The organism is Micromonospora sp. ANENR4 (assembly GCF_015354395.1).
Taxonomy (GTDB): Bacteria; Actinomycetota; Actinomycetes; order Mycobacteriales; family Micromonosporaceae; genus Micromonospora; species Micromonospora aurantiaca.
On the sequence record NZ_JADKYQ010000011.1, the window covers coordinates 237,942 to 263,411 of the forward strand.

Below are 25,470 nucleotides of genomic sequence, written 5' to 3' on the forward strand. Positions count from 1 at the left end.
CCGCCGGCCGGCTCAGGTGCAGTCGCCGGTCTCCACTCCCCGGGTACGCTCCGCGCCCGCCAGCGCCACCGGTCGCGCCTCGGCCGCGGTCACCGCGAAGCCGGTGTTGGGGTCGTCCGCCGCCGCCGCGAAGATCACGCCGAGCACCAGACCGTTCGAGGAGACCAGCGGGCCGCCGGAGTTGCCGCTGCGTACCAGCGCCCGGATCGTGTAGATCTCCCGGTTGACGTCACCGGCCGAGTAGATGTCCGGGCCGGTGATCCGGTCGACGTCGCGGATCCGGGCCGGGCGGGCGTCGTACGGGCCGTCGAGCGGGAAGCCGAGCACGATCGCGTCGGCGCCGGTGGCGGCCGGTCCGGCGGCGAAGCGCAGCGACGGCCCGGGCAGCCCCGGTACGTAGAGCACCGCCAGGTCCCGGTCCGGGTCGTAGACGACGACCTCGCCGTCGTACCGCTCGCCGCGCAACTCCACCGCCACCGAGCGGGTGCCGGCCACCACGTGCGCGTTCGTCATCACCCGGTCGTCGGCGTACACGAAACCGGAGCCCTCGATGCGGCGTGAGCAGCTCGGCGCGGAGCCGAGCACCTTCACCACCGACCGCCTGCTGTTCTGCACCACCTGGGAGTTGGCCAGGGCCGGGTCGGGCGGTGCGACCTGCCGGGCCCGGGTCGGCGCGAGGTCGCCGAACACGTCCGGGAAGCCGTTGGTGTCGACCGTGTCGCGCAGCGCGGTGGACAGGTCCTGCGCCTTGTCCGGCAGCACCTGGTCGACGACGGTGAGCAGCGCGCTGTTGCGGACCGAGGAGGCCAGCCACGGCACCGAGGAGGAGCCGAGCGGCACGGCGACCAGCCACGCCACGAGCATGACCGCGATGACCGAGATGAACGCGCCGCCGACGTCGTCGATCTTCCGGCCGGCCGGGCCGGTGATGGCTGCCCGCAGGTTGGAGCCGAGCCAGCCGGCCAGCGCCTGCCCCAGGACCGCGAGCCCGAAGATCGCCACCAGGGAGATCAGCACGCGTGTGCCGCTCGCCGCGAACTGCTGTGCGATCAGCGGCCCGACCTGGAGGCCGAGCAGCGCTCCGAGGAAGAAGCCGGAGAACGACAGGGCCCCGATGACGAAACCCTGGCGGTATCCGCTGATCGCGAACACGAGCATGAGCAGGAGAAGGACGAGATCCACGGCGGACACGCCCCAAGGGTACGGGCACGAGGCCCGTGCTCGGCTCAGCGCTCGCGGAACGTGACCCGGGGATGCGTACGGGTGATCACCGCACCGGGCTCTCGTCGGCCGCCTCGGTGCCCGCCGACGGAGCGGGCGTGGCGTCGACAGGCGGCAGGTCCACCACCCGCGAGTGCGGCCAGGGCCGGGACCAGCCGCCCATCTCCAGCAGCCGGTCGATCACGCCCGCGGTGAAGCCCCAGACGAGCATGCCGCGTGCGGAGAAGGCGGGACCGATCCAGCCGCTCGGGTGGCGTACCCGCATGCGGTTGTCCGGGTCGACCAGCTCGGTGACCGGCAGCCGGGCCACGTGGGCGACCTCGGCCGGCTCGCGCGGGTGCACCGGGTGCGGGTCGTGCCACCAGGCGAGCACCGGGGTGACGACGAAGTCGCTGACCGGGATCCACAGCCGGGGCAGCTCGGCCAGCACTGTGACGCTGCCGGGGTCGAGGCCGACCTCCTCGTTCGCCTCGCGCAGCGCGGTGGCGCGGGCGTCCGCGTCCTCCGGGTCGGCCGCCCCGCCCGGGAAGGCCGGCTGCCCGGCGTGGTTGCGCAGCGTCGCGGCGCGCTGGAGGACGAGCACGTCCGGCCCGGCACCGGGCTCCTCGCCGAGCAGCACCAGCACGGCGCTCTCCCGGCCGCCGCTTTCCGGCGTGACGATGCGGGTGAAGTCCTCCGCCCGCGCGGTGCCGAGCCGGCCCAGCAGCGGGTCGAACCACCCCGGCGGCCGTCGGGTCATACCCGCACCCCGAGGTGACGTTCGAGCAGCGCGGCGAGGCGGGCGTCGTCGAGCGCGCCGGTCGCGTCGGTGTGCCGGATCCGGCCGTCGGCGTCGACGAGCACTGTGAGCGGGAACGCGTTGCGTTCCAGCGCGCGCTGGAACGCGTCGCCCTGGTCGAGCAGCATCGGGAAGTCGACGCCGTAGTCCTCGCCGATGGACTGCGCGCCGCCGCGGCTGTCCCGGCTGTTCACGCCGATCACCTGGAACCGGCCGTCGGCCCGCTCGCTGAGCCGCTGGAACGCGGGCAGCTCCTTGCGGCACGGCGGGCACCAGGACGCCCACACGTTGATCACCGCCGGGCCCTTGACGTCGCGCAGGTTCACCGGCGCGCCGCCGGTGAAGCAGTTCAGCGTCAGGTCGGGGAGTTGGTCCCCGGCCTTCCCGGCGGGAGTCGGGGACGCGGCGGCGGGCGCGACGGTCAGCGGGGCGCAGTCGGCGAACGGCGAGGGGCGCTCGGCCCGGGTCGCCGGCGCCGGACGTTCCGGCGCCTCGGTCGTGGCGGTGCAGCCCGCTGCCGCCAGCAGCAGCGGGACGAGCACGTACGCGAACCGGCGCATCACGGCACGTCCGCCGCTGCCGCCTGCTGCGGCACCAGGTCGGGATCGAGGCCGACTGCGACCGCCAGGTCACGGGCCCGGGGGCCCTTCAGCAGCTTGGCCGCGGCGGCCGGCTCGGTCGGCCCGGTGCCGTACGCGGGACACAGCTTCGCCAGCGTGCACGCGCCGCAGGCGGGCTTGCGGGCGTGGCAGACCCGGCGGCCGTGGAAGATCACCCGGTGCGACAGCATCGTCCAGTCGCGCTTCGGGTAGAGCGCGCCGATCGCGTGCTCGATCTTCACCGGGTCGGTCTCGGTGGTGAGCTGCCACCGCTGCACCAGCCGCTGGAAGTGGGTGTCGACGGTGATGCCGGGGACGCCGAAGGCGTTGCCGAGGATGACGTTCGCGGTCTTGCGGCCGATCCCCGGCAGGGTCACCAGGTCGTCGAGCCGCCCCGGCACCTCGCCGTCGTACCGCTCGCAGAGCGCCCGCCCCAGGTTGATCAGGGAGCTGGTCTTGTTGCGGTAGAACCCGGTGGGCCGGATCAGCTCCTCCAGCTCGGCGCGGTCCGCCGCGGCGTAGTCGGCCGCGGTGCGGTAGCGGGCGAACAGCTTCGGCGTGACCTCGTTGACCTTCTTGTCGGTGCACTGGGCGGACAGGATCGTCGCCACCGCGAGCTCCAGCGCGTTGCCGTGGTCGAGCTCACAGTGCGCGTCGGGGTGCGTCTCGGTCAGCACGCGGCCGATGCGCCGGGCGCGGCGCGTACGGCCGAGGTCGGTCTCGGGGGAACGCGTGGTCACGTCGGCCAGCCTACGTCGCGGGGCCGACGCTCCGGCGGCTCGGCGCGGCCGGGGTGCGCTCAGCCACCCGCCGGTGCGGTGATCTTGCCGGTCCCGTCGAGCTTCGCGCCGGTGTCCGGGAAGTCGGACCGGTTCAGGTCACGGACCAGTCCGAGGCCGCGGTCCTGCCGGTCCACCGACGGACGGCCCACGCCGTTCATCACGGTGGAGGTGAACGTGCCGCCGACGAACGTCCCCTCGGCGGTGAGCGACACCTTGAGCACGCCGCCCCAGCCGAGCCGGCCCGAGCTGTTCAGCGACTTCCCGCCGCCGGCGAAGTTGCCCAGGCTGTATGCGATCAGCCGCCCCTTGTAGAACTCCATCCCGCGCAGCACGTGCGGGCCGTGCCCGATGACCAGGTCGGCGCCGGCGTCGATGACGGTGCGGGAGAAGCGGATCGGGTCGCCGCGGTTCTCGCCGAAGAACATCTCCGTGCCCGGCTTGACCCGGGTCTTGTCCGCCCCCTCGGCGCCCATGTGCACCTGCACCACCACGAGCTGGGCCTGCTCCTTGGCCATCTCGACCACCTGCTTGGCGGCGTTCAGGTCGACCAGGCTGTTGGACCAGGGGTACGACGAGAAGCCCACCACGGCGACCTTGATGCCCTTGACGTCCACCACGGTGATCTCGCCCGGCGCGCCGGTGTGCTTGAGCCCGTGCGCCTCCAGCGCCGACTGGGTGTTCTCGTAGCCCTGCCGGCCGTAGTCGTAGCCGTGGTTGTTTGCCTGGTTGAGCAGCTGGAACCCGGCCGAGCGCAGGTGCGCGGCGTAGCCGGGCGGCGCGCGGAACTGGTAGCAGTTCTTCGGCTCCGGGCCGCACTTGCCGGCGCCGGTGTCGTCGGTGAGCGGCTCCTCCAGGTTGCCCATCACCAGGTCGCCCTTGAGCGCCGACTTCACGTCGTCGAAGAAGCCCTTGCCGCCGTTGGGCGGCAGCCGGTCCGGCGCGTTGCCCATGATCACGTCACCGGTCGCGGTGAGCGAGATCGACGGCTCCTTCGACGCGCCCGGCGCGGCCGGCTGGTCACCCGTCTCGGGCCCGGCCGAGCCGGTCGACCCGCCGCCCTGTCCCGCCTGCCACCGGGGGTCGCCGCCGGACCCGCCGGCGTCGCCGCCGCAGCCGGCGACGAACAGGACGGCGACGAGCGCGGCGAACACGGCCAGGCGCCGGCCGAGCACCGCGCGACGCGGGCCGGGCACGGCGGCGGGCGGTCCGGCGACGGCGGCGCGGAGGGTACGGGGCACAGAGCGGGCGGAAGCGTACATCGTCGGCGACGCTACCGTCCCCGGAACGCCGCGACGAGGGCCGATCGGTCGGAAAACCCGGCGTGTCGCGTGTGCCGGGCCCACGTCAGCCCGCCCGCCGGTCGGACCAGGGCACCACGGTCCCGGCGCCGCCCGAGCGCACGGCGGCGTGCACGGCCCGGGCCAGCGGCGCACCCCAGGCCGACCGGGGACCGCCGTACGGGGCCGGATCGCCGTCGGCCGGGCAGAGCACCGTCACCGCGTCGGTGGGCGTGCCGGTGGCGGGCAGGCCGAGTTCCCAGATCGCCTGGGCCTTCGCCTCGGTGGCGGTGGCCACGGCGTTGACCAGGGCGGCGTCGCCGAGCCGCACCGGGACGTACACGACGATGTTGACGGTGCCTACGTGCTGCGCGGGCCGGGCCGGCTCGCTCGCGGCCGACGGCGCCGGCCCGGGGGCGGCGGCCCAGACCGGCGTGCCGAGGCCGACAGTCGCCCAGACCCGGACGCCGCCGTCGGTGCGGCGGACCACCTCGCTCACGTCCACGCCGGTCAGCAGCCCGACCCCGGGCCCGTCCAGGTCGAGGCCGTGCGCCAGCTCGGCCAGGTGCGCGGCGGGGTCGTCCCGGTCGTACGACATGGGGACCGTCGCGTTCAGCACCCACCGGCGGACGCCGATCCCCCCGCCCAGCGGCGCGGAGCCGACCGCCAGCAGCGGCGACTCGGCCCGCCAGGCCAGCAGCGGGATGTCCCAGCCGGATTCGGACCGGCTGGTCAGGAACGGCTCACACAGCACGCCGGTCACCCTACGATCACAGGTGGGAACGGGTGGCGCCGGCCCGGGCCGGAGGCGGGATCTTAGCCGCTCCCCAGGTCGGGTGGGTTACGCCCAACGATCAAGATTCCAGGGGTGCACCTCTGATTCCTGCTCATGTGCGCCTAGACTGGCGGCGCGCGAGGGATCAGCGGACGGCAGACCCGGCCGACGGACGGCACGCGCAGGCGGAGGTGCGCGATGGACGAGGTACTGGCCCGCAGCGGGATCTTCCAGGGTGTCGACCCGGAGGCTGCCGAGGCGCTCGCCAAGGAGATGGAGACGATCGAGGTCCGCAAGGGCGAGATCGTGTTCAACGAGGGCGAGCCCGGCGACAGTCTCTACATCCTCCTGTCCGGCAAGATCAAGGTGGGTCGCCGCGCGGCGGACGGCCGGCAGAACCTGATCGCCGTGATGGGCCCGTCGGACATGGTGGGTGAGCTGTCGCTCTTCGACCCCGGTCCGCGTACGGCGACGGCCACGGCGGTCACCGACACCCGCCTGGTCCGGCTGCGCAAGCAGGCGTTGCGGCCGTGGCTGAACAACCGGCCCGAGATCGCCGAGCAGTTGCTGCGGGTACTGGCCCGCCGGCTGCGGCGGACCAACGACTCGCTCGCCGACCTGATCTTCACCGACGTGCCGGGGCGGGTCGCCAAGAACCTGCTCCAGATGGCCGGCCGGTTCGGCACCCGTGACGGCGGCGTGCTGCGCGTGACGCACGACCTCACCCAGGAGGAGATCGCCCAGCTCGTCGGCGCCTCCCGGGAGACCGTCAACAAGGCGCTGGCCGACTTCGCCTCGCGTGGCTGGCTGCGGCTGGACGGCAAGAGCATCATCATCCTCGACCCGGAGCGCCTGGCCCGCCGCGCGCGGGTCTGATCCTCCGTACCGGCTTCCCGGCCCGGCCCGCCACCGCGCGGAGCCGGGCCGATGCCGTCTTCTGCGCAGGCCGGGCCGGCCGCCTCTGAGCAAGCCGGCTCTGCCCGCCGCAGAATCGCTTGGTGCTCCCGCGCCGGTGCCGCCAGGCTGGGACGATGCCCGATCGCATCGCCGTCCTCTCCGACATCCACGGTGTGCTGCCCGCGCTGGAAGCAGTGCTGGCCGAGCCGGACGTGGCCGCCGCCGACCTGATCGTCCTCACCGGTGACCTGGCGGCCGGTCCGCAGCCGGTCGAGGTGCTGGACCGGCTGACCGCGCTCGGTGACCGGGCCTGCTGGGTCGGCGGGAACGCCGACCGGGAGCTGGTGCAGGCGCGGGCCGGCAGGTCATCCCCGATCGCCGTCTCCAACTGGGCCGCCGGGCAGCTCCGCGACGACCAGGTGGCCCGGCTGGCCGCGCTGCCGCCGTCCGTCACGCTGCCGGTCACCGGTCTGGGCGACGTGCTGTTCTGCCACGCCACCCCGCGCGACGACGAGGAGGTCGTGCTCGTCGACTCGCGGCTCGACCGCTGGGCCGAGGTCTTCGCCGGCCTGCCGGTCGAGGTCGGCACGGTGGTCTGCGGGCACACGCACATGCCGTTCACCCGGCTGGTCGACAGTCGCCTGGTGGTGAACCCGGGCAGCGTCGGCATGCCGTACGGGGGCGCGGGCGCCTGGTGGGCACTGCTCGGCCCGGGCGTGCAGATGCGCCGGACGCGCTTCGACGTGGACGCCGCCTGCGCCCGGATCGCCGCCGAGTCCACGTTCCCGGATGCGGCGGCCTGGGCCGACGAGTACGTCCGCTCCCGTCACTCCGACGCCGACGCGCTCACGGTCTTCGCTCCGCGCGACGGCCGCTGAGGCGTCACAAAGGGGCCGTTCCTCTACCGCAGGCGTCAACAAGGGCCCCCTCCTAAAAAAAAGTCAGGCTTGACTGTTTGTTTTGGACGGGGCACGCTGTCTGCGTGTCGAGCCGGGTTCCGCAGCAGGAGCGCAGCCGTGCCACCCAGGCCCGGCTGCTGGAGGCGACCGTCGAGTGCCTGGTGGAGCACGGCTGGTCCGGCACCACCACGACTGTGGTGGCGGCCCACGCCGGCGTCTCCCGGGGCGCCCAGCTGCACCACTACCCGACGAAGGCCGCGCTGGTGACCGCCGCCGTCACCCACCTGACCGAGCGCCGGGCGGCCGAGCTGCGCGCCGAGGCGGCGCACCTGCCGGTCGGCCCGAAGCGGCTCGACGGCGTGGTCGACCTGCTCGCCGCCTCGTTCACCGGCCCGCTGTTCGTGGCCGCGCTGGAGCTGTGGGTGGCCGCGCGTACCGACGCCGAGCTGCGCGCCGCGCTGGTACCGCTGGAGGCGCGGATCGGCCGCGAGATGCACCGGCTCACCGTCGAGCTGCTCGGTGTGGACGAGCGCAGGCCGGGCGTACGCGAGTCGGTGCAGGCCACCCTCGACCTGCTGCGCGGCCTCGGCGTGGCCAACCTGCTCAGCGACGACTCGCCCCGCCGCGCCGCCCTGCTGCACACCTGGAAACGCCAGCTCGCCGCGCTGCTCACCCCCGAGAGCGAGCGGCACTGATCCCCTGACGCCCCACCCCCGCCCGGAGGCACAATGGTCGACCTGACAGCCCTGCTCGCGGATCTGGCCGCCGAGTCCGAACAGCTCGACGCGCTCGTCGCGGATCTGCCGCCGGACGGATGGGAGCAGCAGACACCGGCCCCGGGCTGGACCGTCGCACACCAGGTCGCGCACCTGGCCTGGACCGACCACGTGGCCTACCTGGCGGCCACCGACGAGTCCGCGTTCTTCGCCTCGGTGATGGCCGCGCCGGACCCGTCGCGCCTGGTCGAGGACGGCGCCGAGTCCTTCCTCGCACCCCCGGCAGCGCTGCTGACCCGCTGGCGTACCGGCCGGTCGGCGCTCGCCGGGGCGCTCGCCGCCGTCCCGGCCGGGCAGAAGATCCCCTGGTACGGCACCAGCATGTCGCCCACCTCGATGGCGACGGCCCGGCTGATGGAGACGTGGGCGCACGGCGAGGACGTGGCCGACGCGCTGGGCGTCAGCCGTACCCCGACGCAGCGCCTGCGGCACATCGCGCACCTCGGCTTCCGTACCCTCGGGCACGGCTTCTCGGCCCACGGCCGCGACGTGCCCACGGTGCCGGTGCGGGTCGAGCTGACCGCACCCGCGGACGGCGAGGTGTGGGAGTTCGGACCGGCCGACGCGGCCGACCGGGTGACCGGCCCGGCGCTCGACTTCTGCCTGCTCGTCACGCAGCGCCGGCACCGCGCGGACCTGGCCCTGACCGCCACCGGGCCGGTGGCCGACGAGTGGCTGGACGTGGCCCAGGCGTTCGCCGGCCCGCCCGGCGGCAAGCGGGAACCGGCGAACGGAACCCCCTCATGAGCGTGCTGCGGATCGGGAACGCGTCGGGCTTCTACGGCGACCGTTTCGCCGCCTGGCGGGAGATGCTCGACGGCGGCGAGCTGGACGTGCTGACCGGTGACTACCTGGCCGAGCTGACCATGCTCATCCTCGGCCGGGACCGGATGCGCGACCCGTCGCTCGGCTACGCCAAGACGTTCCTGCGTCAGGCGGAGGGCGTGCTCGGCACCGCGCTGGAGCGCGGCGTCACGCTGGTCACCAACGCCGGCGGTCTCAACCCGGCCGGGCTGGCCGACGCGATCCGGTCGCTCGGCGACCGGCTCGGCCTTCAGGTCCGGGTCGGGTACGTCGAGGGCGACGCGATCCAGCGGCCGGACGCGCTGACCGCGAACGCCTACCTGGGCGCGTTCGGGATCGCGGCCTGCCTCGACGCGGGCGCGGACGTGGTGGTCACCGGGCGGGTCACCGACGCCTCGCTGGCCGTCGGACCGGCGATCGCCCGCTTCGGGTGGACCCGCGACGACCTCGACGCGCTGGCCGGCGCGACGGTGACCGGGCACCTGATCGAGTGCGGCGCGCAGGTCACCGGCGGCAACTTCAGCTTCTTCACCGAGCTGCCGGACGGCGGGCACCGGCCCGGCTTCCCGATCGCGGAGCTGCACGCGGACGGCTCGTCGGTGCTCACCAAGCACCCCGGCACCGGCGGCGCGGTGACAGTCGAGACGGTCACCGCCCAGCTGCTGTACGAGGTGGGCGGGCCGGACTACCTCGGGCCGGACGTGGTGACCCGGCTGGACACCGTGCGGCTGGAGCAGGAGGGCCCGGACCGGGTACGCGTCTCCGGGGTGCGCGGCACGCCGCCGCCGGACACGCTCAAGGTGGGCGTCAACAACCTGGGCGGCTTCCGCAACTCGATGACGTTCGTGCTGTGCGGGCTGGACATCCCGGCCAAGGCGGCGCTGGTCCGGGGGCAGATCGAGGAGTCGGTCGGCACGGAAGGGCTGGAGTTCACGCTGGCCCGTACCGACCACCCGGACACCGGCGACACCGAGGCGGCCAGCGCGCTGCTGCACGTACACCTGCGCGACGGCGACAAGTCGCGGGCCGGGCGGGCGTTCTCGGCGGCGGCGGTGGAGCTGGCGCTGGCCTCGTACCCGGGCTGCACGCTCACCACGCTGCCCGGCGACGCGACGCCGTACGGGGTGTTCACCGCCGACGCGATCGCGCAGGACGCGGTCGAGCACGTCGCGGTGCTCCCGTCCGGCGAGCGGGTGCCGATCCCGCCGCCGACGGTGACCGGCGGTTTGCAGGGGGCCCCTGTACAACACGAGGCGTTGACAGGGGGCCCGTCCTTACCCGCAACCCGGCGGGGGCCGCTCGGTGAGCTGGTCGGGGCGCGGTCGGGCGACAAGGGCGGCGACGCCAACCTGGGCGTCTGGGCCCGTACCGACGCGACCTGGCCCTGGCTGCGCGACTGGCTGACCGTGGAGCGGCTGGCCGAGCTGCTGCCGGAGACCGCGGCGCTCACCGTCGAGCGGTACGAGCTGCCGAACCTGCGCGCCGTCAACTTCGTGATCCGTGGGCTGCTCGGGCAGGGCGTGGCCGCGTCCACCCGGTTCGACCCCCAGGCCAAGGCGCTCGGCGAGCTGCTGCGCTCCCGGGTGGTCGACCTACCGACGGAGGTTCCGGCATGACCATCGTGGACACGCCGGAACGCCGGCAACTGCGCGAGCTGACCCGCTCGTTCGTCACCCGGGAGGTGCTGCCGCACCTGTCCGACTGGGAACGGGCGGGCGAGGTGCCCCGGTCGCTGCACGAGACCGCCGCCAAGATCGGTCTGCTCGGCATCGGCTTCCCGGAGTCGGTCGGCGGCAGCGGCGGTGACCTGCTCGACTCGATGGTCGTGACCGAGGAGATCATCCGCTCGGGCGGGTCGTCCGGGCTGGTGGCCGCGCTGTTCACGCACGGGATCGCGCTGCCGCACATGGTCGAGACCCAGGACGAGGCGCTGATCGACAGGTACGTCCGGCCGGCGCTGGCCGGGACGATGATCGGCGCGCTGGCGATCACCGAGCCGGACGGCGGCTCGGACGTGGCGGGCATCCGCACCTGCGCGGTACGCGACGGCGACCACTACGTCGTAAACGGCTCCAAGACGTACATCACCAGCGGGGTCCGCGCCGACTTCGTCACCACTGCGGTCTGCACCGACTTCCCCGGCTCGGGCTCGGTCAGCCTGCTCGTCATCGACAAGGGCACGCCCGGGTTCACAGTGGGCCGGCGGCTGGAGAAGCTGGGCTGGCACTGCTCCGACACCGCCGAGCTGTCCTTCGTCGACGTGCGGGTGCCGGTGACGAACCGGGTCGGCCCGGAGGACACCGGATTCCTCGCCATCATGCAGCAGTTCGCCAACGAGCGGCTGTCGCTCGCCACCCAGGCGTACGCGACCGCGCAGCGCTGCGTGGACCTGTCGGTGCAGTGGTGCCGGGACCGCTCCACGTTCGGCCGGCCGCTCGTCGGTCGCCAGGTCGTCCGGCACAAGCTGGCCGAGATGCACAGCCGCACCGACGCGGCGCGGGCGTACGTGCACGACGTCGCCGAGCGGGTGGCCGCCGGGCAACCGGTGGTGACCGAGGTGGCGATGGCGAAGAACGTGGCGGTGGCCACCTGCGACTGGGTGGTCGACGCGGCGCTGCAACTGCACGGCGGCTTCGGCTACATGCGCGACGCCGAGGTGGAGCGGCACTACCGGGACGCCCGTCTGCTCGGCATCGGCGGCGGCACCACCGAGATCATGAACGAGATCATCGCGAAGGGCATGGGCCTATGAGCACGACTGTCCTGCAGAGCACCATCGACCCGTCCGCGCCCGCCTTCACCGCGAACCGGGAGGCGCTGCTGGAACGCCTGGCCGAGCTGGAGTCGGCGCTCGACCAGGCCCGGGGCGGTGGCGGCGAGAAGTACGTGACGCGGCACCACAACCGCGGCAAGCTGCTCCCCCGCGAGCGGATCGAGCTGCTTCTCGACCCGGACAGCCCGTTCCTGGAGTTGTCGTCGGTGGCCGCGTACGGCACCGACTTTCCGGTCGGCGCCAGCACCGTGACCGGCATCGGCGTGGTCGAGGGCGTCGAGTGCCTGATCGTGGCGAACGACCCGACCGTACGCGGCGGTGCGATCAACCCGTGGTCGCTGGCGAAGACCCGCCGGGCGGGTGAGATCGCGGCGGCCAACCGGCTGCCGATGGTGAACCTGGTCGAGTCGGCCGGCGCGGACCTGCCCACCCAGGCGGAGATCTTCATTCCCGGCGGCCGGGTGTTCCGCGACCTGACCCGGCTTTCCGCGCAGCGGATCCCGACCGTGAGCGTGGTCTTCGGCAACGCCACCGCCGGTGGCGCGTACGTGCCGGGCATGTCGGACTTCACCATCATGATCCGGGACCGGTCGCAGGTCTACCTGGCCGGGCCGCCGCTGGTGAAGATGGCCACCGGTGAGGTCACCGACGACGAGTCACTCGGCGGCGCGGCGATGCACGCCACCACGTCCGGCCTGGCCGACTTCCTCGCCGAGGACGAGCGCGACGGCATCCGGCTGGCCCGGCAGTGCGTCCGCCGGCTCAACTGGCGCAAGCACGGCCCGCCGCCGCGCAACCCCCACCCGCTGCCACCCCGGTACGACCCGGAGGAGCTGCTCGGCATCGCCAGCGCCGACCTGAAGGTGCCGTTCGACCCGCGCGAGGTGCTGGCCCGGGTGCTCGACGACAGCGCGTTCGACGAGTTCAAGCCCGGCTACGGCACCGCGCTGGTGACCGGCTGGGGTGAGCTGCACGGCTACCCGGTCGGCGTGCTGGCGAACGCCCGGGGCGTGCTGTTCAGCGAGGAGGCGCAGAAGGCGGCCCAGTTCATCCAGCTCGCCAACGCGGCGGACACACCGCTGGTCTTCCTCCAGAACACCACCGGCTACATGGTCGGTACCGAGTACGAGCAGCGCGGCATCATCAAGCACGGCGCCTTCATGATCAACGCGGTGTCGAACTCGAAGGTGCCGCACCTGACCGTCAACCTGGGCGCCTCCTACGGCGCCGGCAACTACGGCATGTGCGGCCGGGCGTACGAGCCCCGGTTCCTGTTCACCTGGCCGAACGCGAAGTCGGCGGTGATGGGTCCGGCACAGCTCGCCGGGGTGCTGTCCATCGTGGCCCGGCAGGCCGCCGCCGCGCGGGGACGCGAGTACGACGAGGACACCGACGCCGCCATGCGGATGATGGTCGAGCAGCAGATCGAGTCGCAGTCCGGCGCGCTGTTCCTGTCCGGGCGGCTCTACGACGACGGGGTGATCGACCCCCGGGACACCCGTACCGTCCTCGGGCTGTGCCTGTCGGCGATCCACAACGGACCGGTGAAGGGCGCCGACGGTTTCGGCGTCTTCCGGATGTGACCTGTGAGCGCGAGGAACGCAGCGAAGCGGAGTCCCGCAGTCGCGAACGAAAGGCAGGCTCAGCGCCAATGATCACGAAGCTTCTGGTTGCGAACCGGGGCGAGATCGCCCGCCGGGTCTTCGCCACCTGCCGCGCCCTCGGCGTGGCCACCGTCGCCGTGCACTCCGACGCGGACGCCGACGCGCCGTTCGTCGCGGACGCCGACCAGGCCGTCCGGCTGCCGGGCAACACGCCGGCCGAGACGTACCTGCGCATCGACGCCATCCTGGACGCGGCCCGGCGTTCCGGCGCGGACGCCGTCCACCCCGGCTACGGGTTCCTGGCCGAGAACGCCGAGTTCGCGGCGGCGGTGACCGACGCGGGCCTGACCTGGATCGGTCCGTCGGCCAAGGCGATCGCGGCGATGGGCGACAAGATGGCCGCCAAGGCGCTGCTCGCCGACGCGGGCGTGCCGATGCTGCCCACCTGGACCGACCCGGCCGAGGTCACCGCCTTCCCGGTGCTGGTCAAGGCCGCTGCCGGTGGCGGCGGCCGGGGCATGCGGATCGTCCGCGACGCGGCCGGGCTGGCCGAGGCCGTCGCCGGTGCGCGCCGCGAGGCGGCTGCGGCGTTCGGCGACGGCACGGTCTTCATCGAGCGGTACGTGGAACGCGGCCGCCACGTCGAGGTGCAGATCTTCGGTGACACCCGCGGCACGGTGGTGGCGCTCGGGGTACGCGACTGCTCGATCCAGCGCCGCCACCAGAAGATCGTCGAGGAGGCACCCGGTGTGCTGCCCGACGACGTGCGGGCGGCGCTGCACGAGGCGGCGGTGGCGGCCGGGCGCGCAGTCGACTACGTCGGCGCGGGCACCGTGGAGTTCCTGCTCGCGCCGGACGGTCAGGTGCACTTCCTGGAGATGAACACCCGCCTCCAGGTGGAGCACCCGGTCACCGAGCTGACCACCGGGCTGGACCTGGTGCGGCTGCAACTGCTCGTCGCCGAGGGCGAGCCGCTGCCGGTCACCACCACGCCGCCGGCCGACGGTCACGCCATCGAGGTACGGCTGTGCGCCGAGGACCCGGCTCAGGGTTTCCGTCCGGCCACCGGCACGCTGCACCGGTTCGCGATCCCCGGGGTCGCCGCCGAGTTCGGCCCGGCCCGCGGGCTGCGCCTGGACTCGGGTGTGGTGGACGGCTCGACGGTGAGCGTGCACTACGACTCGATGCTGGCGAAGCTCATCGCCTGGGCGCCCACCCGCACCGAGGCGGCCCGCGCGCTCGCCGGCGCGCTGGCCCGCGCCGAACTGCACGGCGTGGCCACCAACCGGGACCTGCTGGTCCGTGTGCTGCGCAGTCCGGAGTTCGCCGCGGTGGACGTGGACACCGGCTTCCTGGACCGGCACCCGGAGGTGTTCGCGCCGCTGCTGCCTGCCGAGCAGCTTCCGGTGGTGGCGCTGGCCGCCGCGCTGGCCGGGGCCGCCGCGCGCCGGGCCGCCGCACCGGTGCTGGCCGGGCTGCCGTCGGGCTGGCGCAACGTGCCGTCCTTCCCGCAGGTCACCCGCTTCACCGGCCCGGGCGACGAGGAGATCGAGGTCCGGTACCGGCTCGACCGCACCGGCGGGCTCGCCGAATGGTCGGTGTCGTCGTCCGACGCCACCCCGGCCGTGACTGTCGTCGACGCCACCCCGGACCGGGTGGTGCTCGACGTGGACGGGGTGCGGCGGGCGTTGCGCGTACACCGGGCGGGGTCGTCGGTCTTCGTGGACGGCCCGGACGGGGCGGCGAGCCTCACCGAGCTGCCCCGCCTGCCCCTGCCCACCGCGGAGCTGGCGGCCGGGTCGCTGCTCGCGCCGCTGCCCGGCGCGGTGACCCGGGTGCACGTCGAGGTCGGTCAGCGGGTCGCCGCCGGTGACCTGCTGCTGACGCTGGAAGCGATGAAGCTCGAACATCCCGTGCTCGCCCCCGCCGACGGCGTGGTGACGGAGCTGCCGGTGCCGGCCGGCGGCCAGGTCGAGACGGGTGCCGTACTTGCCGTGGTGGACCCCGAGGAGGACCCGCAGTGAACTTCGACCTGACCCCCGAGCAGGACCAGCTCCGCGACGCCGTACGGGCGTTGGGCCGCAAGTACGGCCACTCCTACTTCGTCGAGAAGGCCAGGTCCGGCGGGCACACCGACGAGCTGTGGCACGAGGCCGGCCGGCTGGGCTACCTGGGCGTGAACATCCCCACCGAGTACGGCGGCGGGGGCGGCGGCATCACCGAGCTGGCGCTGGTGTGCGAGGAGCTGGCCGCGACCGGCTGCCCGCTGCTGCTGCTGGTCGTCTCCCCCGCCATCGCGGCCACGATCATCCACAAGCACGGTACGGAGGAGCAGCGCAAGAAGCACCTCCCCGGTCTCGCCGACGGCTCCCAGAAGATCGTCTTCGCGATCACCGAGCCGGACGCAGGTTCGAACTTCCACCGCCTCGCCACCGTGGCCCGGCGCGACGGCGACGACTGGCTGCTCAGCGGCCGGAAGATCTACATCTCCGGGGTGGACGAGGCCGGACATGTCCTCGTGGTCGCCCGCACCGAGGACGCGTCCACCGGGAAGTTGAAGCCGGCGCTGTTCATCGTGCCGACCGACGCGCCCGGCCTGGAGAAGTCCAAGCTGGACATGGAGATCCTGTCGCCGGAGAACCAGTTCCTGCTCTTCCTCGACGACGTCCGGCTCCCCGCCGACGCGCTCGTCGGCGAGTCGCTCGACGCCGGGCTGCCCGCGCTGTTCGCCGGGCTCAACCCGGAGCGCATCACTGTCGCCGCGATGGGCGCCGGCACCGGCCGGTACGCGATCGAGAGGGCCAGCGACTACACGTCCACCCGCAAGGTGTGGGGCGGGCGCTCGATCGGCTCGCACCAGGGTGTGGCGCACCCGCTGGCGCACGCCGCAGTGCAGGTCGAGCTGGCCCGGCTGATGATCCACAAGGCGGCGACGCTCTACGACGCGGGCCGCGACCTGGAAGCAGGCATCTCCGGCAACATGGCCAAGTACGCGGCCGGCGAGGCCGCCGCGCTCGCTGTCGACACCGCCGTCCAGGCGCTCGGCGGGGCCGGCATGACCACCGAGTACGGCGTGGCGACGCTGCTCGGCGCGGTACGCGCGGGCCGGATCGCCCCGGTCAGCCGGGAGATGATCCTCAACTTCGTCGCCCAGCACGTCCTCGGCCAGGACAAGTCCTACTGACCGAGGTGGGCCCGGGGTACGGCGGGTGCCCGATCACCCGCCGTACCCCGGGGGTCCGTCAGCGGACGGTCAGCGTGCCGACCGCCGGACGCGGCGTCGCCACCGGCGGCAGCCGCTTCGGCTCGCCCCGGCGCGGTTCGCCCGCCCGGGCCAGCTCGCTCTTCGACGCGTCCGCCCGGCCGGCCGCCGCGTCCTCCTGGAACGGCTGCGCGTCACCGACGCAGAGCGTGCCCTTGGCCGGCAGCTTCCCGGTGAGCAGGTACGCGTCGATCCGGCCGGTCACGCACGCCGAGGTGCCGTACGCGGTGTGGCCCCAGCTGTCGCTGCTCAGCAGGCGGCTGTTCGGCAGCAGCTCGGCCGAGCTGACCGCACCCTGGTAGTTGGTCGCCGGGTCCCAGTAGTTGCCGACGACGAGCACCGGAGCGGCGGTGACCCGGTTGAACGGCCCGGTCCAGGCGTCCTCGTCCCGCACCGTCCAGGTGTTGCGGGCGCAGGGCGAGGTGCCCCAGGCCCACGCGCGCCCGAAGTACGGCGCCCGCTTGTCCTCCTTTGCCGACAGCGCCGGCCAGGCGTCGGCGCTCTTCGGGTGGTACGCGTCGGTGCAGTCGACGGTCAGGAACGTCTCCAGCCCGTTGTCGTACGGGAAGTCGTACCCCCGCTGTTGCCGTGCCTGCGCGGCGCGGGCGGCGAGCGCCGTGCGGGCCGACGCGGTGGCGGCCTTGCCGGCGGCCGGATCGGTGGCGGCCAGGAGCTGCACGGTGATGTCGACGACCGACTGCCAGCCGTACGGATCGTAGAGCGCGCCGAGCGTGGCACCGACGAAGTCGGCGTAGCTGACCGTGAAGGAGCCGAAGTCCGGATCCTCGATCACCACCGGCTTCTTGCGGAGTCGCTTCGCCACCGTGTCGTACGCGGCCAGCGGATTGCCGGTGGCGGCCAGCTCGCACTTCTCGGCGCCGGCCTTGCCGCACCGGGCCAGGATCTCCCGCAGCGCCCGGTACGCGCCGTCGGCGCTGCGCAGCCGCGTCTCCTGGAGCTGGTTGCGGGCGCTGCCCTGGCCGACCCAGGCGTTCGGGTCGAGCACGCCGTCAACGACGAGCGCGCGGAAGCGGTCCGGGAACATGTTCGCGTAGTACTGGCCCAGCGCGGTGCCGTAGCTGAACCCGAGGTAGCTGAGCAACTTGTCGCCGACGGCCCGGCGCAACACGTCCATGTCGCGGGCCACCTCGGCGGTGGAGGCCGCGCCGGTGAGCGGCTTGCCGGTGGTGGAGCACGCCTTGCCGACCGCCTTGGACGCGGCGACGTACGCCTTCTCCTCCGCCTTGGTCCACGGGAACGCGACGTTCAACCCGGCGTACGCCCGGGTCTGGTCCTTCACCGAGCGGAAGCACTTGATGTTCTCGCTGGCCTCGACGCCACGCGGGTCGACGCCGACGATGTCGAAGCGGTCGAGCAGGTCGTCGCCGAGGAAGTAGGGCGCGGCGAGCGCGATGCTCGTGCCGGAGCCACCCGGGCCACCCGGGTTGAGGAAGAGGCTGCCGACCTTGCGCTGCTGGTCGCGGGCCTTGACCCGGAGCAGTGCGACCTCGGTGGTGGCGCCCTTCGGGTTGTCGTAGTCCAGCGGGAGCCGGACCGTGGCGCACTCGGCGTAGTCGTAGCAGGCGTACCAGTCGAGCTTCGGCGTCGGCACGCGGTCCACCCGGCGTGCCTCGGCGGCGGTGGTCCGGTCGTGCGCGGGTGGTTGCGGAGTCGCCGCCGCGGCGGGCGCGACGGCCGGTCCGGCGAGGAGGACGCCGGCGATCCCGGTTGCGGCCAGGGATCGGATTGCACGGGGCATGAGGCTGCCTTCCGTCGGGGAACAGTTCCGTCGAGGAGACCTCGACCCCCGTCACTGTAGGGATCGACGCCCACGTTAGTGGCCCCCAAACATGGATCGATACGGCAAACAACCAGATGATGTAACGATTTTTTCTCGATCGTCGCTACCTGCGACTCCGAAGTGGAGCCTCAATGACGGGAAGCTGTCTCATCCCGCCGGTTGACAGGTGGACGCGCTGGGCCATGCTTGTCGGGTGAGATCGTTCCCGAAGCCCGATGCGCGGGCGAAGGCCGTCGTCGCGTCCCTGGCGACGGTGGCGGCGGTGGTGACCCTCGCCGTGTGGCGTCCGCCCGGCATCCTGTCGGTCGTGCTGGCCCTGGTCTGCGTGCTGCTCGCCATGATCACGGGAGTGACGATCACCGCCGCGCGTCAGCCCGGCGGCACCGGCGGGTCCGCCCCGCAGGCCGAGACCTGGCCGGTCCCCCACCAGGGGTACGGAGTGGACGCCGACACGCTGGAGGCGATCGATCCGCGCGCGGTGCGGAACCTGCGCACCCCGGCGGGTCAGCCGATCGACGCGGACACGCTGGAGACGCTGGACCCGCGCGTGGTACGCGGCATGCGTGCGCCGACGGCGGTGGACGCCGACACGCTGGAGACGCTCGACCCGCGGTCGGTGCGGCAGAGCCGGACCGTGAACGGGCTCAGCGACCGGTGAGCGTGGGACCGGCGAGCGCGTTGACGCCCCGGCCGGCCAGACAGCGGTAGGTGCGGTCCGCCTCGGCCTCCGGCGGCAGCACCTCCAGGTTCCACCCGCTCGCCGACTTGCCGCCGCTGACCAGCCGGAACGTGTCGGCGTTGCACACCCTGCCGACGGCCGGGTCGGCCGCGACCGTCTCGTGCCGGGCCCCGGCGAGCGCGGCCGGCAGGTCACCGGCGGCGTAGGTCTCCCAGGTGTGCTGGCCGTCGCACGGCACCCGGCTCGCCTCGGCCCGGTCGCGGCGCAGCCGTACCGGACCGAAGCACTCCAGTTCCGTCGCGCAGCGCGCCCCGGCGGGCAGCCGCACGTCGGCGGACGCGCATCCCGGTACCGGCGCCACCCCGGCCACCCCGCTGGCCGTCGGCGTCGGCGAGGCGGCCGGAGCGTGGCCGCCGGCCACCCAGCCACCGCCGGCCGAGGCCGCAAGCGCCAGCACGCCGGCACCGCCGAGGAACCAGCGTTTGGGCCAGCGCCGGCCACGCGAGGCCACCGTCGGGTGGTCGTCGTCCGCGGGCGGTCGCGGGTTCGGCCCACCGGTGCGGTGGAACCGGTCGCCGATGCCGTCGTCGTACCGGCCGCCGGTCGCCGGGGCGCCGTCGAGCGGCAGCGAGGCGAGCAGGCCGCGCAGCTCGACCGCCGAGGGCCGCGCGCCCGGGTCGTTCGACATGCCCAGCCGGAGTACGTCGATCAGCTCGCCGGGCACACCGGGCAGACCCGGGATCGGCTGCTGGAACATCTCCAGCACGGTCACCAGACTCGGGTTGCGTTCGGAGTGCCAGCGCGGCGGACGGCCGTACATCAGCGCGTAGAGCGTGGCGCACAGCGAGTAGACGTCGACGGCAGGCGTGGGCGGGCTGTGGTTGAACGTCTCCGGCGGCGCGTACGCCGGGGTGAGCGCCTCCAGCATCACCGAGGAGTCGCGGAACTCGGCGAGCACCGCCAGGCCGAAGTCGGCCAGGACCGCCGAGTTGAACTCGGAGTGCAGGATGTTCGCCGGCTTGACGTCGCGGTGCAGGACGCCCGCCGCGTGCGAGTGCGCCAGCGCGTCGGCGATCTTCACGCCGAGGTCGCGGGTCTCCGCCGGACCCAGCGGGGAGGTGCGCATCCGCTCGGCGTACGAGCCGTCGCACAGCTCCATGATGAGGTAGGGGTGCTGGTCGACGGTGACCCCGACGTCGAACAGGTCGACGACGTGCGGGTGCGACGACATCCGCCCGGCCGCACGGGCCTCGCGCAGGAAGCGGGCCTGGTCGCGTTCGCTGTCCAGTGTGCGGTTCTCGATCTTGACCGCGACCTCGCGTCCCACCGAGATCTGGGTGGCCCGGTAGATGGTGGCGTAGCCGCCCCGGGCGAACACCTGCAGATCGGTCAGACCGGGCACGATGGGCAGCCGCAGGGCGCCGGGCGGGGTCTCGGTCACGACTCGAAAATACCCAACGATCCGGACCCGTCAGCGCGCCGCGTCGGTGGCCGGCGCCGGCTCCGGCGCGGACACGGCACCGGCGGGAGCCGCCCGGCGTGCGTCCCACCACAGGCCGGCTGCCGTGGCGAGCGCGCCCAGGCCCTCCCACGCGGCGACCGCGAAGAAGCGGTCCGGCGCGACGTCGGAGAGCACCGCGATGGTGAACACGGTGAAGGTGACCAGGCGGAACCACACGGTGAACCGGTAGAACGGCCGCCACTCGGTGGCGACGGCGAGCAGGTAGTAGACCCCCATGTTGAACGAGGCCATCGAGGACGCGGTGAGGAACGTGCCGGTGTAGTCGCCCGGAGCGCGCTCGGCCGGCACCTCGAAGCCGAGCAGGCGCAGCTGCGTCTCCGGCCAGATCAGACCGAGCGCGCCGAGCAGCAGCGCGAGGAGCCCGAAGACCGCGATCGTCCAGCCGGCGCCCGAGCGCGGCAGCCTCATCGTTCCTCCCCAGCATGAGCGCCGGTGACGCGGGCGCGCACCGGGCGGCCACAGTCGATCCACGACTGTGGCCGCCCCACGCTAACCGGCTCCACCGACGAACACATCCCCGGAACCGTCAGAACACGGGCGATCAGCCGCTGGAGAGGCGCACCCGCAAGGCGTCCGCGACGATCCGCTCACTGCGCTGCTCGGTGACGTACGCGAGGCGTACCGCCTCCTCCGCGTGCGTCAGCGCCTCGGCCCGCCGACCGCAGGCGTCAAGCGCCTCGGCCAGCACGAGCAGCGCCACCACCTGGCTGCGGACGTCCTCCGCCGGGGCGGTGATGGACCGCTGCGCCCAGTCGAGCGCCTGTTCGCGCTGGCCGTGTGCGAGCAGCGCGGCGGCGTACCGGGCCATCGTCTGCCGCCGGGAGAACAGCAGCGAGGGCGCGTTCGCCGCGCCGGTCGCCACCGGGGCGAGCAGCCCCACGGCGGTGCCCGGGTCACCCGCCGCGAGGCGGGCCATGGCGAGCAGCACCCGCGGCGCGACCTGGGCCGGCGCCTGCGGGTTGTGCGGCTCCACCCGGGTCAGCACCGACCGCGCCTCCCGCTCGGCGGTCTCGTGGTCGCCCATGTCCAGCGCCACGAAGCCGCGCAGCGTGCCGGCCATGCCGGTGAGCAGCGGGTGGGTGGTGCGGTCGGCGTACTCCAGCGCGTCGGTGAACAGGTCGGCCGCGTGTTCCGGCTCGCCCAGCCCGCGCGCCACCACCCCGCGCACCACGAGCGCGAAGCCCTGCCCCCAGTCGTCGCCCACCTCGGCGAAGTCCCGGTACGCACGCCGCGCCGCCCGGTCCGCTTCGGCCAGGTCGCCGAGCTCGGCGGTGGCGTACGCCTCGACCGCGCGCAGCGTCCCCACCGCCCACGCCTCGCCGACCCGCTCGCCGAACGGCAGGAACACCCGCGCCATCCGGCACGCCTCCCGCAGCCGGCCGGCGAGCAGCCGGGCGAACGCGGTGGTGCCGCGCAGCCAGGCCCGCCCGTACGGGTCCTTCAGCTCGGCGAAGAGCCGGGCGGCTCGGCCGAGCACCGCGTCGGTCCCGGCGAAGTCGCCCCGGGTGGTGGTCACCCAGGCCAGGTTCTGCAACGACCACGCCTGCCCGCGGAGATCCCGCGCGGCGAGACTGACCTGGTAGGACGCGGCCAGCCGGCTGCTCGCCTGCCCGAGCCGGCCGGCGATGAAGTCGGCCATGCCGAGCCGCCGCATCGCCGAGGCCCGCAGCGTGGGCAGGTCGGCGTCGGTCGCCACCTGCAACGCCTCCTGCCAGTTGCACTCGGCCCGCTCGGCGTCACCGAGGGTCTGCTGGGCCTGCCCGGCGAGCAGCAGCGCGGCGGTACGGGTGGCCGGGTCGCCGGTGTTCGCGGCGATCTTCTCGGCGAAGGCCAGCGCGTCGGCCGGGCGACCGACCTGGAGCAGCGCCCGGGCGTGCACCACCCGGTCGGCCGCGGGCACCCCGTCGCGGGCCAGCTCGGCCGCGCGTTCGGCGTACTCGACGGCGAGAGCCGGCTCCCCCGACCGCAGCGACCGGCGGGCGGCCCGGCCCAGCGCGGCCACGCCCAGCGGGGTGACCGCCCGGGCCGGCGCGTCCGGGCGCAGCTTGACCGCGTCGGCGAGCGCGGTGGCCCGCTCCACGTGCTCGGCGACGAAGTCGTCCCGGGCGGCCTCGGTGAACGCGCCACCGGGTGCGCCGCCGGTCTCGTCGACGCTCTCCGGCGCGGCCCAGCGGGCCAGCGCCGCGTGCCGCTCGGCCAGCTCGGCCTTGCTCACCCCGGCGTACGCGGCCTCCCGCATCAGCGGGGTGGCGAAGGCGAACCCGCTGCGGGTGCGGTGCAGCATGCGCCGTTGCAGCAGTTCCTCCACCGCCCGGTCCAGCTCGACGGCGGCCACCGCGGCGGGCCGCCCGTCCTGCCCGACCCGCTGCTCCCGCAGCGCCTCCAGCGCCCCCGCCGGCACGGTGTCGCCCACCACCGCGGCGTCCCGCAACGCCGAACGGGCGTTGGGCGGCAGCGCGTCGATACGCGCCGCGAGCACCGCGGCCAGGTCCCGGGAGAGCAGCCGGCTGCCGAGCGAGCCGGGGGCGAGCCGCCAGCCGACGTCGGAGCCCCGGCCCGGCCCGGCGGTGAGCGCACCGCGCTCCATCAGCAGCGTGACCAGTTCGGCCAGATAGAACGGGTTGCCCTGCGCGGTGGCGAGCAGCCGGTCCGCGTCGGTCTGCGGCATCCGGCCACCGGACAGGTAGCTGGTGAGCAGCCGGGACGCGTCAGCGCCGCGCAGCGGTGGCAGCGCGTGCACCTCGGCGTCCGCGACGCGGGTCAGCGCACCGGCGGTCCGTACCAGCTCGGGGCGGCCGAGCAGCAGCACCAGCACCGGCCCGCTGAGCCGGTTGAGGGTCAGCGCCAGCGCCTTGAGCGTCTCGGCGGTGGCGTCGTGCAGGTCGTCCACCACGATCACCAGCGGCGCCTCACCGGCGAGCGCGCTGAGCAGGTCCGCCACGGCGGTGGGCACCGCCTCGTCGTCGGGCGGGGGTCCGGCCGCGTTCCACTCGCCGTTCTCGCTGGCGGGCGGGAGTTCGGCGTACCCGAGCAGGGCCAGGAGCTGATCCACGGCGATCGGCGGCGGGTCGCCGGGGAGCCGGGACAGGCGCTGGCCGAGGCGGCGCAGCCGCTCCTCGACGGCCGGCCGGGTGACCGCGGTGGCCGCGTCGCCGGGCAGGCCGACTGCGGCCCGGACCAGGTCGGCCAGCGGGGCCAGCCGGCGCCGTTCGCCGAACGCCGCGCAGCGCACCGAGAGGACGCGGGCGCCGGTGTGCGCCGCGTACCGCCCGGCGCCGACGTCGTAGCCGGCCGCGAGGCGTTCCACCTCGGCCGCGAACCGGGACTTGCCGATCCCCGCCTCGGCGGTCATCAGCAGCACCCGGGGCTCGCCCCTGTCGATCACCTCGGCGAGCCGGCCGGCGACCCGGCCGATCTCGGTCTCCCGGCCCACGAACGGCGCCTCGTCACCGAGGCCGGACCGGGTGCCGGGCGCGTCGAGCAGGCCCAGCAGCTCGTACGCCTCGACCGGTTCCCGCTTGCCCTTGAGCCGCAGCGGGCGCAGCGCCCGCCAGGAGGCGACGTGCCGGGTGGCGGCGGAGGTGCGCGCCCCGGCGTAGACCGCGCCGACGGCGGCGGCGTCGGCCAGCCGGGCGGCGGTGTTCACCGTGTCGCCGATGACCGTGTACTCGATCGCCGCCTGGATGCCCGCGATCACGTCCCCGGTGTTGAGGCCGACGCGCAGGCCCAGCGGCGCGCCGCCGCCGCGCTCGTCGTCGAGCACCCGCCGCACCGCGCGCTGCATGGACAGCGCGGCGCGGACCGCCCGCTCGGCGTCGTCCTCGTGCGCCACGGGCGCGCCGAAGACCGCCATGATGCCGTCGCCGGTGAGCTTGTCGACGTGCCCGCCGAACGTCTTGACCGCACCCGCGAGGGCGGCCAGCACCCGGTCGGTGACCGCGCCGACCCGTTCCGGGTCAAGGTCCTCCGACCAGGAGGTGAAGTCGGACAGGTCGCCGAAGAGCACAGTCACCACGCGGCGCTCGGCGGCGGGCAGGGTGGCAGCGGCCGGGAGCGCCGCCCCGCAGTTGTGGCAGAACCGCGCCCCGGGCACGGCTACGGTTCCGCACACCGGGCAGGTCACGGCTGCTCCACTCCGAGGTGTTCGAGCTGGGCCCGGACCGACCACTCGGCGGCCCACCACAGCGACCTGTCGACGTCGGCGTAGACCACTGCGACCACCTCGGCGGCGGTGGTGGCGCCCGCGGCGACTGCGGCACGCACCTGGTCCAGCCGGGCCCGCCGGTGGGCCAGGTAGAAGTCGGCCGCCACACCGCAGTCGGCGAGCGCCGGGCCGTGGCCCGGCAGCGCCGGGATCCCCCGGTACGCGGAGAGCAGCTCCAGGCTCGACAGATAGTCGCCGAGGTGCCCGTCCGGGTGGGCGACCACTGTGGTGCCCCGGCCGAGGATGGTGTCACCGGTCAGCACCACGTGCTCGCCGTCGTGTGCGGCGACCAGGCAGACCGAGTCGGCGGTGTGCCCGGGGGTGGGCAGCAGGCGCAGGTCCAGCCCCACGTCGATGGTGGTGTCGGCGGTGAGCGGCTCGCCTCCGGCGGTGTGCGCCGGGTCGGCGGCGAGCACCGGTACGCCGTCGAGCAGCTCGCGCAACCGGGGCGCGCCCTCGGTGTGGTCGGCGTGCCCGTGCGTGATCAGCACGCATCCGATGCGTCCCTGCGCCGCGATCGCGGCCAGGTGCCCCTCGTCGGCGGGCCCCGGGTCGACCACGACGGCGGGCGCGTCCGGCCCGGCCCGCAGCACCCAGGTGTTGGTCCCGTCGAGCGTCATCGGCCCCGGGTTCGGCGCACGCAGCAGCGTCACCCACCCCGGCAGCCCGTCCGCAAGCGCCCCCGCCGCACCGGCCATACGCCCACCCATGGCTGCGATCGTACGACTCCGCCCGCCGCTCCCCGCGATCTTGCAGTTCCGGCCCGAGCTTTGTCCCCGTCTGGGGCTTCTGCCGGGGCCACAACCGCAAGATCGCG

At 74.1% G+C, this 25,470-nt stretch carries 21 protein-coding genes; 10 read left to right on the forward strand and 11 right to left on the reverse strand.

Translation table 11 applies throughout. The features are described from left to right. Positions 1 to 12 precede the first annotated feature (12 nt). The 6 genes from IRY44_RS21020 to IRY44_RS21045 all read right to left on the reverse strand — a co-directional run bounded on the left by IRY44_RS21020 (position 13) and on the right by IRY44_RS21045 (position 5,411). Positions 13 to 1,191 carry a MarP family serine protease gene (locus IRY44_RS21020; RefSeq protein ID WP_194801968.1) on the reverse strand — a complete coding sequence of 393 codons (1,179 nt, stop codon included), beginning with the start codon at positions 1,189 to 1,191 and terminating at the stop codon, positions 13 to 15. A 76-nt stretch (positions 1,192 to 1,267) separates the two neighbouring features. Further along, on the reverse strand, positions 1,268 to 1,960 hold the full coding sequence (locus IRY44_RS21025) for a CoA pyrophosphatase (RefSeq protein ID WP_194801969.1): 693 nt from the start codon (positions 1,958 to 1,960) through the stop codon (positions 1,268 to 1,270). Beyond that, positions 1,957 to 2,562, reverse strand: a complete 606-nt coding sequence (locus tag IRY44_RS21030) for a TlpA family protein disulfide reductase (protein WP_370584980.1) — start codon at positions 2,560 to 2,562, stop codon at positions 1,957 to 1,959. Before IRY44_RS21030 ends, IRY44_RS21025 begins: the two co-directional genes overlap by 4 nt. Beyond that, positions 2,559 to 3,401, reverse strand: a complete 843-nt coding sequence (gene nth / locus IRY44_RS21035) for an endonuclease III (RefSeq protein WP_370584984.1) — start codon at positions 3,399 to 3,401, stop codon at positions 2,559 to 2,561. Before nth ends, IRY44_RS21030 begins: the two co-directional genes overlap by 4 nt. Continuing rightward, a complete protein-coding gene (locus IRY44_RS21040) occupies positions 3,398 to 4,618 on the reverse strand; it encodes a CapA family protein (protein WP_370584981.1) in 1,221 nt (406 codons plus the stop codon). Before IRY44_RS21040 ends, nth begins: the two co-directional genes overlap by 4 nt. A gap of 106 nt (positions 4,619 to 4,724) precedes the next feature. Further along, the gene (locus tag IRY44_RS21045; protein ID WP_194801972.1) at positions 4,725 to 5,411 is read right to left on the reverse strand and encodes an adenosylcobinamide amidohydrolase; all 687 of its coding nucleotides are present in this window, start codon (positions 5,409 to 5,411) and stop codon (positions 4,725 to 4,727) included. A 219-nt stretch (positions 5,412 to 5,630) separates the two neighbouring features. On the opposite strand from IRY44_RS21045, the gene IRY44_RS21050 reads away from it, so the two are divergent. From IRY44_RS21050 to IRY44_RS21090, 9 genes are all read left to right on the forward strand, one after another. Further along, positions 5,631 to 6,308: a Crp/Fnr family transcriptional regulator gene (locus IRY44_RS21050; protein WP_007466162.1), complete on the forward strand. Its 678-nt coding sequence runs from the start codon at positions 5,631 to 5,633 to the stop codon at positions 6,306 to 6,308. Positions 6,309 to 6,463: 155 nt separating this feature from the next. Beyond that, the gene (locus tag IRY44_RS21055) at positions 6,464 to 7,207 is read left to right on the forward strand and encodes a metallophosphoesterase (RefSeq protein WP_194801973.1); all 744 of its coding nucleotides are present in this window, start codon (positions 6,464 to 6,466) and stop codon (positions 7,205 to 7,207) included. 104 nt (positions 7,208 to 7,311) lie between these two features. Next, the gene (locus tag IRY44_RS21060; RefSeq protein WP_194801974.1) at positions 7,312 to 7,923 is read left to right on the forward strand and encodes a TetR/AcrR family transcriptional regulator; all 612 of its coding nucleotides are present in this window, start codon (positions 7,312 to 7,314) and stop codon (positions 7,921 to 7,923) included. A 33-nt stretch (positions 7,924 to 7,956) separates the two neighbouring features. Further along, entirely contained in the window at positions 7,957 to 8,751 is a 795-nt protein-coding gene (locus IRY44_RS21065) for a TIGR03084 family metal-binding protein (RefSeq protein ID WP_194801975.1), read from the forward strand. Next, positions 8,748 to 10,424, forward strand: a complete 1,677-nt coding sequence (locus IRY44_RS21070; protein ID WP_194801976.1) for an acyclic terpene utilization AtuA family protein — start codon at positions 8,748 to 8,750, stop codon at positions 10,422 to 10,424. Before IRY44_RS21065 ends, IRY44_RS21070 begins: the two co-directional genes overlap by 4 nt. Continuing rightward, a complete protein-coding gene (locus IRY44_RS21075; RefSeq protein ID WP_194801977.1) occupies positions 10,421 to 11,560 on the forward strand; it encodes an acyl-CoA dehydrogenase family protein in 1,140 nt (379 codons plus the stop codon). The genes IRY44_RS21070 and IRY44_RS21075 overlap by 4 nt, the downstream gene beginning before the upstream one ends. Then, positions 11,557 to 13,164, forward strand: a complete 1,608-nt coding sequence (locus IRY44_RS21080) for an acyl-CoA carboxylase subunit beta (protein WP_194801978.1) — start codon at positions 11,557 to 11,559, stop codon at positions 13,162 to 13,164. The genes IRY44_RS21075 and IRY44_RS21080 overlap by 4 nt, the downstream gene beginning before the upstream one ends. A gap of 68 nt (positions 13,165 to 13,232) precedes the next feature. Next, complete coding sequence (locus IRY44_RS21085; RefSeq protein ID WP_194801979.1) at positions 13,233 to 15,209, forward strand: biotin carboxylase N-terminal domain-containing protein; 1,977 nt, start codon at positions 13,233 to 13,235, stop codon at positions 15,207 to 15,209. Beyond that, positions 15,206 to 16,369 (forward strand): acyl-CoA dehydrogenase, encoded by a 1,164-nt coding sequence (locus tag IRY44_RS21090; protein WP_194801980.1) that lies wholly within the window; start codon positions 15,206 to 15,208, stop codon positions 16,367 to 16,369. The genes IRY44_RS21085 and IRY44_RS21090 overlap by 4 nt, the downstream gene beginning before the upstream one ends. 58 nt (positions 16,370 to 16,427) lie before the next feature. Here IRY44_RS21090 and IRY44_RS21095 read toward each other — a convergent pair whose 3' ends face one another. Then, on the reverse strand, positions 16,428 to 18,206 hold the full coding sequence (locus tag IRY44_RS21095) for an alpha/beta hydrolase (RefSeq protein ID WP_194801981.1): 1,779 nt from the start codon (positions 18,204 to 18,206) through the stop codon (positions 16,428 to 16,430). A gap of 235 nt (positions 18,207 to 18,441) precedes the next feature. Here IRY44_RS21095 and IRY44_RS21100 point away from each other — a divergent pair, with 235 nt between their 5' ends. Next, positions 18,442 to 18,906 carry a hypothetical protein gene (locus IRY44_RS21100; protein WP_194801982.1) on the forward strand — a complete coding sequence of 155 codons (465 nt, stop codon included), beginning with the start codon at positions 18,442 to 18,444 and terminating at the stop codon, positions 18,904 to 18,906. Here IRY44_RS21100 and IRY44_RS21105 read toward each other — a convergent pair. The 4 genes from IRY44_RS21105 to IRY44_RS21120 all read right to left on the reverse strand — a co-directional run bounded on the left by IRY44_RS21105 (position 18,893) and on the right by IRY44_RS21120 (position 25,363). Beyond that, on the reverse strand, positions 18,893 to 20,368 hold the full coding sequence (locus tag IRY44_RS21105) for a serine/threonine-protein kinase (protein WP_194801983.1): 1,476 nt from the start codon (positions 20,366 to 20,368) through the stop codon (positions 18,893 to 18,895). The genes IRY44_RS21100 and IRY44_RS21105 overlap by 14 nt on opposite strands. 30 nt (positions 20,369 to 20,398) lie before the next feature. Further along, a complete protein-coding gene (locus IRY44_RS21110; protein ID WP_194801984.1) occupies positions 20,399 to 20,857 on the reverse strand; it encodes a hypothetical protein in 459 nt (152 codons plus the stop codon). Between the two features lie 133 nt (positions 20,858 to 20,990). Next, complete coding sequence (locus IRY44_RS21115) at positions 20,991 to 24,572, reverse strand: adenylate/guanylate cyclase domain-containing protein (protein WP_194801985.1); 3,582 nt, start codon at positions 24,570 to 24,572, stop codon at positions 20,991 to 20,993. Next, positions 24,569 to 25,363 carry an MBL fold metallo-hydrolase gene (locus IRY44_RS21120; RefSeq protein WP_370584982.1) on the reverse strand — a complete coding sequence of 265 codons (795 nt, stop codon included), beginning with the start codon at positions 25,361 to 25,363 and terminating at the stop codon, positions 24,569 to 24,571. Before IRY44_RS21120 ends, IRY44_RS21115 begins: the two co-directional genes overlap by 4 nt. Between the last annotated feature and the right edge of the window lie 107 nt (positions 25,364 to 25,470).

Coding starts and splice junctions, on each gene's coding strand:
- IRY44_RS21070 (WP_194801976.1), top strand. CDS start 8,748: ATGAGCGTGCTGCGGATCGGGAACGCGTCGGGCTTCTACGGCGACCGT.
- IRY44_RS21095 (WP_194801981.1), bottom strand. CDS start 18,206: ATGCCCCGTGCAATCCGATCCCTGGCCGCAACCGGGATCGCCGGCGTC.
- IRY44_RS21080 (WP_194801978.1), top strand. CDS start 11,557: ATGAGCACGACTGTCCTGCAGAGCACCATCGACCCGTCCGCGCCCGCC.
- IRY44_RS21085 (WP_194801979.1), top strand. CDS start 13,233: ATGATCACGAAGCTTCTGGTTGCGAACCGGGGCGAGATCGCCCGCCGG.
- IRY44_RS21065 (WP_194801975.1), top strand. CDS start 7,957: ATGGTCGACCTGACAGCCCTGCTCGCGGATCTGGCCGCCGAGTCCGAA.
- IRY44_RS21075 (WP_194801977.1), top strand. CDS start 10,421: ATGACCATCGTGGACACGCCGGAACGCCGGCAACTGCGCGAGCTGACC.
- IRY44_RS21050 (WP_007466162.1), top strand. CDS start 5,631: ATGGACGAGGTACTGGCCCGCAGCGGGATCTTCCAGGGTGTCGACCCG.
- IRY44_RS21120 (WP_370584982.1), bottom strand. CDS start 25,363: ATGGGTGGGCGTATGGCCGGTGCGGCGGGGGCGCTTGCGGACGGGCTG.
- IRY44_RS21025 (WP_194801969.1), bottom strand. CDS start 1,960: ATGACCCGACGGCCGCCGGGGTGGTTCGACCCGCTGCTGGGCCGGCTC.
- IRY44_RS21110 (WP_194801984.1), bottom strand. CDS start 20,857: ATGAGGCTGCCGCGCTCGGGCGCCGGCTGGACGATCGCGGTCTTCGGG.
- IRY44_RS21055 (WP_194801973.1), top strand. CDS start 6,464: ATGCCCGATCGCATCGCCGTCCTCTCCGACATCCACGGTGTGCTGCCC.